Origin of the sequence: Methylobacterium nonmethylotrophicum, assembly GCF_004745635.1 — a bacterium.
Taxonomy (GTDB): Bacteria; Pseudomonadota; Alphaproteobacteria; order Rhizobiales; family Beijerinckiaceae; genus Methylobacterium; species Methylobacterium nonmethylotrophicum.
Genome location: NZ_SRLB01000011.1, coordinates 40,344 through 52,849, shown reverse-complemented (window position 1 = coordinate 52,849; position 12,506 = coordinate 40,344). Strand labels below are relative to the sequence as shown.

The 12,506-nt window shown below is 72.9% G+C and carries 13 protein-coding genes; 4 read left to right on the top strand and 9 right to left on the bottom strand.

Annotated features, from left to right (window positions below):
• Nucleotide 1: 1 nt before the first annotated feature.
• The gene (locus EU555_RS16050) at nucleotides 2-1,252 is read right to left on the bottom strand and encodes an HlyD family secretion protein (RefSeq protein ID WP_245524326.1); all 1,251 of its coding nucleotides are present in this window, start codon (nucleotides 1,250-1,252) and stop codon (nucleotides 2-4) included.
• 258 nt (nucleotides 1,253-1,510) lie between these two features.
• Between EU555_RS16050 and EU555_RS16045 the strand changes: the two genes are divergently transcribed.
• Nucleotides 1,511-2,173, top strand: a complete 663-nt coding sequence (locus EU555_RS16045; protein WP_135415799.1) for an HdeD family acid-resistance protein — start codon at nucleotides 1,511-1,513, stop codon at nucleotides 2,171-2,173.
• Nucleotides 2,174-2,400: 227 nt separating this feature from the next.
• Here the strand turns inward: EU555_RS16045 and EU555_RS16040 are convergent, their stop codons facing one another.
• From EU555_RS16040 to EU555_RS36195, 8 genes are all read right to left on the bottom strand, one after another.
• The gene (locus EU555_RS16040) at nucleotides 2,401-4,539 is read right to left on the bottom strand and encodes a S9 family peptidase (RefSeq protein ID WP_135415797.1); all 2,139 of its coding nucleotides are present in this window, start codon (nucleotides 4,537-4,539) and stop codon (nucleotides 2,401-2,403) included.
• 69 nt (nucleotides 4,540-4,608) lie between these two features.
• A complete protein-coding gene (locus EU555_RS16035) occupies nucleotides 4,609-5,037 on the bottom strand; it encodes a SufE family protein (RefSeq protein ID WP_135415795.1) in 429 nt (142 codons plus the stop codon).
• A gap of 131 nt (nucleotides 5,038-5,168) precedes the next feature.
• The gene (locus tag EU555_RS16030; protein WP_135415793.1) at nucleotides 5,169-6,173 is read right to left on the bottom strand and encodes a PAS domain S-box protein; all 1,005 of its coding nucleotides are present in this window, start codon (nucleotides 6,171-6,173) and stop codon (nucleotides 5,169-5,171) included.
• A 113-nt stretch (nucleotides 6,174-6,286) separates the two neighbouring features.
• Nucleotides 6,287-6,676, bottom strand: a complete 390-nt coding sequence (locus EU555_RS16025; protein WP_135415791.1) for a DoxX family protein — start codon at nucleotides 6,674-6,676, stop codon at nucleotides 6,287-6,289.
• A 72-nt stretch (nucleotides 6,677-6,748) separates the two neighbouring features.
• Nucleotides 6,749-7,624, bottom strand: coding sequence for a S1 family peptidase (locus EU555_RS16020; protein WP_135415789.1), 876 nt, complete (start codon nucleotides 7,622-7,624; stop codon nucleotides 6,749-6,751).
• A 167-nt stretch (nucleotides 7,625-7,791) separates the two neighbouring features.
• Nucleotides 7,792-8,610: a trypsin-like serine protease gene (locus tag EU555_RS16015; RefSeq protein WP_425375119.1), complete on the bottom strand. Its 819-nt coding sequence runs from the start codon at nucleotides 8,608-8,610 to the stop codon at nucleotides 7,792-7,794.
• 62 nt (nucleotides 8,611-8,672) lie between these two features.
• Nucleotides 8,673-8,855, bottom strand: coding sequence for a hypothetical protein (locus EU555_RS16010; RefSeq protein WP_135415787.1), 183 nt, complete (start codon nucleotides 8,853-8,855; stop codon nucleotides 8,673-8,675).
• Nucleotides 8,856-9,137: 282 nt separating this feature from the next.
• Nucleotides 9,138-9,578, bottom strand: a complete 441-nt coding sequence (locus EU555_RS36195; protein WP_167858562.1) for a hypothetical protein — start codon at nucleotides 9,576-9,578, stop codon at nucleotides 9,138-9,140.
• A 304-nt stretch (nucleotides 9,579-9,882) separates the two neighbouring features.
• Between EU555_RS36195 and EU555_RS15995 the strand changes: the two genes are divergently transcribed.
• From EU555_RS15995 to EU555_RS15985, 3 genes are all read left to right on the top strand, one after another.
• Complete coding sequence (locus tag EU555_RS15995) at nucleotides 9,883-10,260, top strand: PepSY domain-containing protein (RefSeq protein WP_135415781.1); 378 nt, start codon at nucleotides 9,883-9,885, stop codon at nucleotides 10,258-10,260.
• Between the two features lie 30 nt (nucleotides 10,261-10,290).
• Nucleotides 10,291-10,968 carry a response regulator transcription factor gene (locus EU555_RS15990; RefSeq protein WP_135415779.1) on the top strand — a complete coding sequence of 226 codons (678 nt, stop codon included), beginning with the start codon at nucleotides 10,291-10,293 and terminating at the stop codon, nucleotides 10,966-10,968.
• A gap of 131 nt (nucleotides 10,969-11,099) precedes the next feature.
• The gene (locus tag EU555_RS15985; protein WP_135416140.1) at nucleotides 11,100-12,476 is read left to right on the top strand and encodes a sensor histidine kinase; all 1,377 of its coding nucleotides are present in this window, start codon (nucleotides 11,100-11,102) and stop codon (nucleotides 12,474-12,476) included.
• The last annotated feature ends 30 nt before the right edge of the window (nucleotides 12,477-12,506 follow it).

Sequence of the window (12,506 nt, the reverse complement as noted above, 5' to 3'; positions counted from 1 at the left end):
CTCAGCGGACCCGCACGGTCGGCACGATCGACATCCCGGGGCCGATCGCGACGTCGGTCGGCCAGTTCTCGACCGTGATCTTCACCGGCACGCGCTGCACCACCTTGACGTAGTTGCCGGTGGCGTTCTCGGCCGGCAGCAGGCTGAAGGCGGTGCCCGAGCCCGGCTGCACCGAATCGACCCGGCCGGTGATCGTGTGGTCGGGATAGGCGTCGATCTCGACGTCGACCGGCTGGCCCGGGCGCATGTCGGTGATCTGGGTCTCCTTGAAGTTCGCCGTGACCCAGATGTCGTCGGGCACGAACATGCTGAGCGCCTGGCCCGCCTGCGCGAACTGCCCGACGGCGCCGGTGAGGCGCACCACCCGGCCCGGCTGAGCGGTCGTCACGGTCGTGTAGTCGAGGTTGAGCCTGGCCTGCGCCTCCTGCGCGCGGGCCTGGGCGAGGCTCGCCTCGGCGCCGGCGCGCTGCGCCTGGAGCGAGCCGATCTGGCGCTGCGCCACCGTCACGGCGGCGTTGGCGCGATCGAGACTGGCCTGCTGCTGCTGCAGGTTGGAGGTCGATTGCTGTGATTGCTGCACCGAGCCGGCGCCGCGCTGCGCGAGGTCCTGGTAGCGGGCCGCGTCCTGCCGGGCGAACTGGAGCGCGGCCCTGGCCTGATCGACCTGGGCCCTGGCTTCCTGGATGGTGCCCTGTTGCGCCTGGATCTGCGCGTCGAAGCCCTGGATCTGTGCCTGGGCCGCCTGGATCTGCGCCTGCGCCTGCTGCAGCGCCACCTCGTAATCGCGCCTGTCGATCTGGAACAGCACCGTGCCGGCCTCGACGTGCTGGTTGTCCGTCACCGGCACGGCGGTGATGTACCCTGAGACCTTCGGCGAGACCGAGAACTGGCGCGCATCGACGAAGGCGTCGTCGGTGCTCTCATAGGGATGGATGAAGGTCAGCCAGTACCAGTAGCCGCCGGCCGCTGCGAGGAGTAGCAGGATCGCCCCGAGGACGAGCCAGAGCGGGTGGCGCCGGATCAGGCTCGGCTTCTTCTGCTTGCCCGCGTCGCCCTGGTCGTCGGACGTCCGGTCGTCGGCGCCGGATTCCTTGCCCTCGGACTCGTCCTGCGGCGCGTGCTCGCGCAGGGCGCGGGTGTTCTCCCGGAGGGCGCGCGTATTCTCGTCGCGCGCCACATCCGGCTGCGCCATGACGGGCGCCGGCGCGCGCCGTCCCACCGGGGCCTCCGCCCGCGACTGATCGTCCAGCATGTCGTGAAATCCGCGCGTCGGTCCGGAGCCGGACCGGGCAAGGCGCCCGCCTCGACCGGGGAGACGCCCGGGCGCGGGCGCCGGTTCCGCAGCGCGGCAAAAAAGTCATGGCCAGCCCGGGATGAAACGCGGCCGTCGGCCGTTCGTAGAGGCCGAGACGACGGGCCATGGAACGGCCACGCTGCGCGGACGTTGAGCCTCGACAAACAGGGCCTTGAGCGGTGCGCTCCGGCGCGGATCGTCCTGGAGGATGCTGGGATGAGTACTGGTACGCCGATTCCCAATACCGGTCCGGACCGCGGATCTCCCTACGGCGCCCCGCCCGATCCGCTCGCGCGGCTGTCGGCGATGAGCGCGGTGCTCGCCCGCAACTGGTGGCTGATCGCGTTGCGCGGCGCGTTCGCGATCCTGTTCGGGATCGTGGCGCTGATCGCGCCGGGCGCCACCCTGCTCACCCTGGTGATCTTCTTCTCGGCCTACATGCTGGTCGACGGCATCGCCGAGATCGTCGCCGCGGTGCGGGCGGCGGAGCGGCACGAGCGCTGGGGCTACTTGCTGGCCGCCGGCGTGCTCAACATCCTGGTCGGCGTGCTCGCCTTCCTGATGCCGGGCAGCACGCTCATCGCCTTCATCTACCTCATCGCCGCCTGGGCGCTCGTCACCGGCGCCCTAATGATCGCCGCCGCCTTCCGGCTCCACCTCGACCACGGCCGCTGGTGGCTGGCGATCGGCGGCGTGCTCTCGGTGCTGTTCGCGATCGCGCTGATCGCCAGCCCGATCCTGTCGCTCCTGGTCCTGACCACCTGGATGGGCGTCTACGCCATCGCCTTCGGGGTGTTCATGCTGATCCTGGCCTTCCGCCTGCGCAGCCGGCATGTCGGGACCACCGCGGCGCCGGGCGGGACGATGCGGCCGGTGTGAGCAAGCGGTTGATCGGTCCGGCGGGCGTGAACCCTCCCCCCTCTGCGGGGAAGGGTGCCCCGCGGATGCGGGGCGGGAGAGGGGCAGCGCGACGGTGAAGGAGGTGGCGCCCTTCATCGAGGTCGCGACCTGTGCGGAAGCGGTGTCCCCTCTCCCGGCTCACTCCGTTCGCCACCCTCCCCCGCAGTGGGGGGGGGTTCAGGCGCGCGCATCTCTGCAAGCAAGGCCTAAACCCCCGCCTCCGCCCCCACCGCCGCCAGCGCGAAGGCGTAGATCAGCGCCACCTCCTCCAGCCGGTCGAAGCGGCCCGCGGCGCCGCCGTGCCCGGCCTCCATGTTGGTGCGCAGGAGCACCGGCCCGCCCCCCGTCATCGTGGCGCGCAGGCGCGCGACCCACTTCGCCGGCTCCCAGTAGGTCACCCGCGGGTCGGTGAGGCCGCCGAGGGCCAGGATCGCCGGGTAGGCCTTGGCCGCGACGTTGTCGTAGGGCGAGTAGGACAGGATGGTCTCGAAGGCCTGGAGGTCGGCACCCGGGTTGCCCCATTCGGGCCATTCCGGCGGGGTGAGCGGCAGGTCGCCGTCGAGCATGGTGTTGAGCACGTCGACGAAGGGCACGTCGGCGACGATGCCGGCGAAGAGCTCGGGCGCGAGGTTGGCCACCGCCCCCATCAGCATGCCGCCGGCGCTGCCGCCGTGGCCGACGATGCGGCCCGCCCCGGTGTAGCGCGCGTCGATGAGGGCGCGGGCGCAGGCGACGAAATCCGAGAAGGTGTTGGGCTTCTTCTCGCGCTTGCCGTCGAGGTACCAGCGCCAGCCCTTCTCGGTGCCGCCGCGGACATGCGCGATGGCGTAGACGAAGCCGCGATCGACGAGCGAGAGCGGGTTGGTCCGGAAGGCCGCCGACATCAGCGAGCCGTAGGAGCCGTAGCCGTAGAGGAGGAGCGGCGCGGTGCCGTCGAGGGCCAGGTCGCGCCGGTGCAGGAGCGAGATCGGCACCTGCTCGCCGTCCGGCGCGGTCGCGAACAGGCGCCTCGTGACGTAGGCGGCCGGGTCGTGGCCGCTCGGCACGTCCTGGCGCTTGCGCAAGGTCCGCTCGCGGGTCGTCGCGTGGTAGTCGTAGGTCTCCGCCGGCGTCGTCATCGACGAGTAGGTGAAGCGGATGAGATCCGTGTCGAAGGCGTGGCCCGGCGAGAGGCCGAGGGAGTAGGCTTCCTCCGCGAAGGCCACGGTGTGCTCGGCGCCGCTCTCGGCCTCGCGCACGATCAGGCGCGGGCGGGCGTTCTCGAGTTCGAGCCGCACGAGGTGGCGGGCAAGCACGTGCTGGAAGCGGATCATCACGCCGGCGCGGTGCGGGATCAGGTCGCGCCAGTTGGCCCTCGCGGGGTCGGAGAGCGGCGCCACGGCGATCTTGAAGTCCTCGGCCCCGTCGGCGTTGGTGAGCACGAACAGCTCGTCGCCGCGGTGCTCGACCGAGTAGATCAGCTTGTGCTCCCGCGGCGCCACCACGCGCAGGGGCGCGGACGGCCTGGCGCGGTCGGCGAGGTGGACCTCCGAGGTCTCGTGGTCGTTCGCCGTCACCACCAGGTAGGCGCCGGACTGGGTCTCGCCGATGCCGACGAAGAAGCCGGAATCCGCCTCCTCGTAGACCGTCTCGTCCTCGCTCTGCGGGCTGCCGAGGCGGTGCAGCATCACCGTGGCGGGGCGGTGATTCTCGTCGACCGCGACGTACCAAAACGCCTTGGCGTCGGCGCTCCACACCACGTCGCCGGTGGTGGCGACGACCTGATCCTCCAGGTCCCGCCCCGTCGCGAGGTCGCGCACCCGGATGGTGTAGAGCTCGGAGCCCTTGGTGTCGGCGCTCCAGGCCACCAGCGCGTGGTCGTCGGAATGGGAGGCGTCCTCCAGGCTGAAGAAAGCGTGCCCCTCTCCTTCCCGGTCGCCGTCGATCAGGATCTCCTCACCCTCGCCCGCCAGGTCCCCGACGAGGCCGGGGGCGACCTTATCGGCGGGGCGGCGGCAGACCAGCGGATGCTGCCCGCCCTCGCGGTAGCGGGTGTAGTAGGCGAAGGGGCCGTCGCGATCCGGCACGCTGCCGTCATCCTCGCGGATGCGCCCGCGCATCTCGGCGACCAGGATCCCGCGCAGCGACGCGGTGCCGGACAAAGCCGCCTCCGCGAAGGCGTTCTCGGCCTCGAGGTATTGGCGGATCTCCGCCGGCAGGGCGGCGGGGTCCTTGAGCACGTCCTTCCAGTTCTCGGCCTTGAGCCAGGCATAGGGGTCGGTCACCGCGCGGCCATGGACCGTGACGGTGACGGGCCGGGCTGGCGCCGTCGGCGCGGCGGCGGGCGGGCTCAGGCGAAGGGTCATGCGGCTCCCCGGGATCGTGCGTGCGGCACGGATGTGCCGTCCCGGGGCCCGCGCCGCAAGGGCGGGGCGTTACGCCGCCGCCGCGACGCCCTCGGCGTCGGCCCGGATGCGGTCCATCATGGCGCGGGCGCCGTTCGAGCGCTGCGCCGTCAGGTGCTCGGAGAGGCCGAGCTTCTGGAAGAGCCCGAGGGCGTCGGCCCGGGCGGCCTCCGCGGCGGTGCGGCCGTCGAAGAACGCGATCAGCACCGCCACCACCCCCTTGGTGATGTGGGCGTCGCTGTCGCCGCGGAAGTGCAGCCGCGGCTCGGGGCCGGAGCGATCGACCTGCGTCTCGAGCCAGACCTGGCTGACGCAGCCGCGGACCCGGTTGGCCTCGCTGTGGGCCTCCTCGGGCAGGGGCGGCAGCTTGCGGCCGAGCTCCATCAGGTACTGATGGCGGTCGTCCCACTCGTCCAGGAACTCGAAGTTGGAGACGATCTCGTCGATGGGCGGCAGCATGGGACCTGAGGCGCGGGCGGCGTGCGGGAGAGGAGGCTTGCAGGGGGGATATAGGCAGGCCGGGGGCCGCCCGCCACCGGGCGAGAGTCCGCCGGCGAAGGTTCCACCGAACAAGAGCCCTCGGGCAGGTGTCAGCCCCCGGCCGGCAGCGTCAGCTCGAGGGGCGCCTCCGGCGTGCCGATCCCCGAGACCGCGATCTCGGCCTGGCCCGCATAGGCCGCGATCAGGCGCGGCCCGAGCCGCGGCACGCCCTGCGGCGTCTCGCCGGCGATGCCGCCCGAGGCGATGCGCACCCGCACCTTTTCGCCGGGCGGGCCCCCCGGCACCTCGACGCGGGTGAGGCACGACACGCCCTCCCCGGTGCCGTCGAGGCACTCGGCGACGATCTCGGCCAGGATCATGCCGAGCGCGTTGACGGTGCGCGGCTCCAGCAGCACGGTCCGTCCGGCCTCGACCGTGACGGCGATCCGCCCGGCCCGGCGCAGCTGGCCCAGGCCCTCCGCCAGGCGGGTGAGATAGTCGGCGAGATCGATGCTGGCGATCTGCGGCGCCTCGTGCAGGTGCTGCTGCACCAGGGCGATGGCCCGCACCCGCTGGCCCAGGGCGTCGAAGGCCGGGCGGCAGGCGGGCGCCGCGGCCCGCCCGTAGAGCCCGATCAGGCTGACGGTGACCTGCAGGTTGTTGCGCACCCGGTGATAGACCTCGGCCAGCAGCGCCTCCTGCTCGGCCAGCGCCTGGGCGGCCTGCTCCTCGGCCTCCTTGCGCTCGGTGATGTCGAAACAGGACCCGGCGAAGCCCGAGAAGGCCTCGCCGTCATGCACCGGGTAGGCGTGGCCGTGGACCCACCGGAAGGCGCCGTCGTGGCGGCGCAGCCGGTACTCGCCGGTATGCGGCCGGCGCTTCGCGTAGGCCGCCGCCAGGCCGGCCTCGTGATCGGCCCGGTCTTCGGGGTGCAGCCCCTCCTTCCAGCCGTGGCCGAGCTCGTCCGCCGCCCCGCGGCCGCGGAAGGCCGTCCAGGCCGGATTGACGTAGATGAGGCGGGCCTGCGGATCGGCGCGCCAGATCATCAGCCCGGCCCCCTCCGCGAAGCTGCGGAAGGCCGCGTCCACGTCCGGCAATCGTGTGTCCGCGGCCATGCCCCCGCCTGCTCCCTCGACGCCGTGATGCGCTCCTTCAGGGCCGGTCAACGTGCCGGGCGCGGCGCCGTTCCGGATTGCAACCGCCCCTTCTAGGACAGAAAGCCTCTCGCTCAGCGCCGGTTGAGGGCGAATCGGCCCGGACCGGCGGCCGCGATCATCAGCAAGCCGCCGATGATCGAGAGGTTCTTCATGGCCTGGATCTGGTTCATGCGGACGGCCTCGCCGGACATCGACCAAAAGTTGTGGAAAAACACGATCGTGGCGAGCGTGAAGCCGGCGAGCAGGACGGAGGCGACCCGGGCGTAGAAGCCGAGGGCGATGAGCAGGCCCAGGCCCAGCTCCGCCGCGATGGTGAGGTAGGCCAGCACCTCCGGGTAGGGCAGCCCCTTGGACGCCACCGCGCTCGCGACCCCGGCCGGGTTCATCAGCTTCTGGGCGCCGGAGACGCAGAACAGCACCACGACGAGGATGCGGGCGACACTGAAGACGGCTTGGCTCATCGGGATCTCCGGGTCTGACGGAGCCCGTTTGGTAAGCCTGGCCGCGCGGCCGTCAAGCCGGGGCGTGGCGCCTCACCGGCCCCCGGTCCAGTCCGCCTGGTTTGTGCGGGAGCCGGCGGGCATCGCCTCGCCGGGCTCGAAGCGGGACAGCTCGGCGGCCCGGGCGTTGATCCAGCCGGCGTGCTGGGCGATCGGCGTCACGGCGGTGAAGCCGCCGCAGGCGGTGCGGACCCGGCCCTGCTGGGCGGCGCCGCTCGACCAGCTCACCACGCCGACGAGCTGGTAGCCGCCGGGGCCGCCGCGCAGGATCGGGCCGCCGGAATCGCCCAGGCAGGCGCCGGCGCCGGCGGTCTCGGCCAGGCTGGTGCGGTCGGCCACCACCGTGACCGTGTTGGCGACCTGGAGCTCGCCGAGGGAGACGAGGCGGGCCTGGCGCAGCACCCGGGCGCTGCTGCGGCGGTTCTCCGCCACCACGCCGTAGCCCGCGATCGCCACGTTGTCCCCCGCCGCGATGTCTCCGCCGTAGCGCGGGTCGAGGGGCTGGAAGTCGGCGCCGAGGCGCTCGTTGAGCTTCAGGATGGCGAGGTCGGTGCCGGGCTGGGTCTCGGGCGTGGTGCCGGGCACGAAATCCGGGTGCATCGCGGCCGCGACCGCCCGCAGGCGGCGCTGGCGGAAGCCCCGGTCGACCACCACCACCCAGTAGCCGGCCTTGCGCATCACGCAATGGGCCGCGGTGAGCACGAGGTCGGAGGCGATCAGCGAGCCGGAGCACATCTCGCCGCTGGTGCTCTCGATGCGCACCACCGAGCCGCGCAGGCCGTCGGGATCGCGGGTCACCTCGCCGCGCACCACGGCGCCGGCAGCGGCGCTCCACAGGCCGAGGGGCACCGCCGCGAGGGCGGCCAGGGCGGAGCGGAGGCGGGGGGAGCGGGACGGAGACACGTGCATGGGATCAACCTAGAAGCGTGCGGCCACGCTCGACAAGTGAAGTCTCGCACAGCCGTGACGGTTCCCCGTCGTCACCGCTCGAAATACCGCAGGGAGGATGAAGGAAGCTTTCGCTGGGGCACGGCGCTCCGGCCCGGGACCGTGCGGGGCGGCCGTCGGGCGCGCCCTCACTCCCAGCGCGCCTCGGCGCCCCAGCCGGCCGTCACGCGGGTGATCCAGGCCCGCTGCGGTCCGACCAGCACACCCTGGGAAAAACCGCCGCAGGCCCCGCCGCCGGCTCCGCTCGCCCAGGTGGCGACCGCCAGGACGTTCGGCCGGTCGCCGGCCGCGATCGGCCCGCCCGAATCACCCTCGCAGGCCCCGGACGCCGCCGGCCCCTTCAGCCAGACGAGGATGCGGCTCGGACCGTAGGGCTCGACCACCGGCAGGGTCACGGTCCGGAAGGTGCCGGTGCTGCGGTGGTCGCCCGGACGGGCGACGCCGTAGCCGCCGAGGGTGAGGGGCGTGCCGGCCGCGGCGGGCGCCTCGGTCAGGGCGGCCGGGACGAACCGGTCGGGCAGCGGTGCCTCCGTGCGCAGGAGCGCGAGGTCGATCGAGCGCCGCCGCCCCGCGATGGCGCCGGCATCGTAGCCCGGATGCACCACCCGGGCGGCAAGCCCGACGAGCACCGGCGCGCCGGATCCATCGCGAAAATGCACCCGGTGCTCGGCGCCGCCGGCGGCGCAGTGGGCGGCGGTGAGCACGACGTCCCGCGCCAGCACGATGCCGGTGCAGACGCCGCCCCGGGAGGAGAGCACCATCACGCTCGAGCGGGCGAGCGCCGCGTCGGGCGCCTCGCTGCCGCCGACCACCGCCCGGGCGGGGCCGGCGAGGAGGATGAGGGCGGCGAGGAGGGGGAGGGTCGGGCGGGTCACGTCGCTCGCGAGGCAGCGGGGCCGGGTCCCCCTGCCATGCCCGATCGCGGGCGACAGGTCCAGGGCGCGCACGGGACGGCTCGCCGCGTCCCCGTCACGATCTCACACGCCGGATCATCCGGCCTCGGGCCCCCTCAACCCCCGGACAGGCGGCCCTTGTCCTTGGCTTCCTTCAAGGCGGCGCCGAGATCGGCGATCGCGTCGCGGACGATCTCCTTCCGCGACTTCCTGTTCCAGTCGGCCACGTATCGATTGTCGCGCGCCGCATCACGGTTCGTGGGCTGAACCTGCTGATCCCGATCCACCTGCTTCGCCATCCGCGCCTCCTGCCGCCTGTGACGCATACGCCCGATTGAAGAATCCGGGTTGAGTCTCTCTCACAAAACTCCCGATCGCCGGCATGGCTCAGTGTGGCGGCCTCGGCGCAGCGGGAGTTTTGTGAGATGCACTTAGGCCACCGCTTCACTTGATCACGGTTGCACCGGAGATTGTCTGGATGATTTGCAGGTGTCGAGTCTTTTTGCAGGGCACGACACTGCGTCGTCGGCGAACCGGCGACGTGAGCGGGTCGGGATCCGCCGCGCCCCGCCTGGCCGCCCTCACGGCTCCGTCATCGCGACCGAAGCCGGTACCGGCCGCGGCGGCGCGGCCACGACGTCAGGCGGCGTCAGCGCCAATGAGGGCGGCACCGGGCCGAGACAGCCGGTGCAGACCGAGGCGATCGCCCGGTTGGCCCGCGCGGTGATCCGCGCCTCGAAGGCTTCGCGGGCCGCGGCGGCGCGGGCGAGCGCCGCGTCGCGGGCCGCCTCCGCCACGCGCGCGGCCTCAGCCACGCGCGCGGCCTCGGCCGCGTCGGTCGCGGAGCCGTCCTCCGGCGCCTCCTCCCGCGGGCGGATGCGCAGCACCAGGGGACCGCTCGCCGGATCGGCCATGACGGCCGCCGGCTCCGGCGTCGCCTCCTGAGCGAAGACCGCCCCGGAAAAGGCCGCGCCGGCGAGGAACCATGCGGCGGCGAGGATCGGGAACGCGGCGGGGCGCATGGCATCTCCCTGGCTGGCGCCCGGCAGGGTCGGCCGGGATGGTGAAGGCAGCCTTAACCATAACGGCCGCGCGGCCGGATCGGTTCGCCTGCGCCGCGAGGGCCACGCTTCGCGCCAGCCGGACTTCGCCCCGCCGCACTTGAGCCCGGCCGCACTTGAGCCCGGCCGCACTTGGCCCCGGTCGCACTTGGCTTCGCCGGACTTGGCCCCGCCGGAACACGAGGATGTGACCGGCTTCCGGGCCGGAAACACGGCACAGTCGCATTCAGGGTGCATTCAGTGCACGGCGACGATGGTCCCCGGCATGCGCCAGTTCGTCCTCCTCCTGCTCCCCGCCCTCGTCGGCCTCGCCGGCGCGACGGGCTGGCTTGCGGCCGCGGAGGAGCGGGACGAGGCCGCCACCGGGGCGGTGCCGCCCCGGCCGGTCAAGGCCGCGGAGACGGCCCAGACCTGCCTGTCCTCCGGCGACCTGCGCGAGGCGGTGGCCGAGAAGCGCGTGGTCGAGCCGGTGGCGGCGATCCGGGCGGCGCGCGCCGCGGTGCCGCGGGCCGACATCGTGCGGGCCAACCTCTGCCGTCGGAACGAGGCCCTGGTCTACATGCTGACGGCCTTGCGCAAGGACGGGCAGTTCGTGCACGTGATGGTGGATGCCCGATCGGGCCAAGTCTCCGGCCAATGGTGAGGGCTGGACCGAGATAAAGGGGTTCGGGTCGTGCGTCTGCTCGTGGTCGAGGATGACCGGGATCTCAACCGCCAGGTCGTTGGCGCCCTGGAGGAGGCGGGCTACGCCGTCGACAAGGCGTTCGACGGCGAGGAGGGCGCCTTCCTCGGCGAGACCGAGCCCTACGACTGCATCATCCTCGACATGGGCCTGCCGAAGGCCGACGGCGTGTCGGTGCTGTCGGGCTGGCGCCGGGCGCAGGTGAAGACCCCGGTCATCATCCTCACCGCCCGCGACCGCTGGAGCGACAAGGTCAACGGCTTCGACGCCGGCGCCGACGACTACGTGACGAAGCCCTTCCACATGGAGGAGCTGCTGGCCCGGGTGCGGGCGCTGCTGCGCCGCACCGCCGGCCACGCGACGAGCCAGATCAGCGTCGGCCCGGTCGTGCTCGACACCCGCTCCGGCCGCGTCTTCGTCGACGGCAGCCCGGTCAAGCTCACCTCGCACGAGTACCGGCTGCTCTCCTACCTGATGCACCATACCGGCCGGGTGGTGTCCCGGGCCGAGCTGACCGAGCACCTCTACGACCAGGATTTCGACCGCGACTCGAACACCATCGAGGTCTTCGTCGGGCGCCTGCGCAAGAAGCTCGCGGTCGACCTGATCCAGACCGTGCGCGGCCTCGGCTATCTGATCGACGCGGGCGCCGGCGGATCGCAGCCGTGACCGGCCCCGGCCGGGCCGCGGCCGAGGCGCCGGCGCCCGCCGGGGCGGCCGAGACGGGTCTCGTCGGCACCGGCGATCCCGCCGCGTCCCGTCCCTGGCCGCTCGGGTGGCGGCCGTGGCGCAAGCGCTCGATCGCGGTCCGCCTCGCCGTCTCCTCGGTGCTGTCGAGCGCGCTGATCCTGCTGATCGCCGGGCTGATCCTCTCGACCCTCTACCGCGAGACCACCGAGCGCGCCTTCGACAGCCGGCTCCTCGTCTACGCCAACGATCTCGCCACCAACCTGGTCTCGCCGTCGGATTCCGAGGCGCGCAGCTTCGGGGCGCTCGGCGACCCGCGCTTCGACCTGCCGCTGTCGGGCTGGTACTGGCAGGTGGGCCGGCCGAACGCCCGCCCGCGCGACCTGCGCACCTCGCGCTCCCTCGTCGGGGTTCCGCTCCAGCCGCCGGACAACGCGGTCGGCGAGGCCGGGGCCGGGCAGCTGCGCAAGGGCTACGGCAAGGCGCAGGACGACCGGCCCCTGCGCATCATCGAGCGCGCCGTCGACCTCGGCGAGGAGGGCCGCTACGTCGTGCGGGTCGCCGGCCCCTCCGACGAGATCGCCGCCGACATGCGGCGCTTCACCTTCGCGCTCACCACCACCTTCGCGCTCCTCGGCCTGTCGCTCGGCCTCACCACCCTGCTGCAGATCCGCTTCGGCCTCGCGCCGCTCATCAAGCTGCGGGCGGCGCTCGGCGCCATCCGCCGCGGCGAGGCGGACCGCATCTCGGGCCAGTACCCGCGGGACATCGCGCCGCTCGCCGGCGAGGTGAACCTGCTGCTGGAGACCAACCGCGAGATCCTGGAGCGGGCCCGCACCCAGGTCGGCAACCTCGCCCACGCGCTGAAGACGCCGCTCAGCATCATCGTCAACGAGGCCTCGGCGGGGGACGCCCACAGCGAGCTCGCCGTCAAGGTGCGCGAGCAGGCGGCCGTGATGCGCGACCAGGTGAACTACCACCTCGACCGCGCCCGCGCCGCGGCGCTCGCCGGGGCGCTCGGCACCTTCACGGATGTCGAGCCGGTGGTGGCGGCCCTGGTGCGCACCTTCGGCAAGATCTTCTACGACAAGGACCTGACCTTCGACACCAGCATCACCCCGGGCCTGCGCTTCCGCGGCGAGCGCCAGGACTTCGAGGAGATGATCGGCAACCTCGTCGACAATGCCGCCAAATGGGCGCAAGGCCGGGTCTCGATCCGCGCCGAGGTGATCGGCCAGGGCGAGTACCCGCACCTGATCGTCACGGTGGAGGATGACGGGCCGGGCCTGCCGCCGGAGGCCCGGGCCGCGGTGCTCGAGCGCGGCCGGCGGCTCGACGAGACCAAGCCCGGCTCCGGGCTAGGCCTCTCGATCGTCTCCGACCTCGCCGCCCTGTATCGTGGCCGCCTGCGCCTCGACGCGGCCGCACTCGGCGGCTTAAGGGCCGTGATTGAGGTGCCGGGGGATGCGAGCCCGGCGGCGCAGGCCTGACGCCCCGCGCGAGACGGGAATCCTGAGATC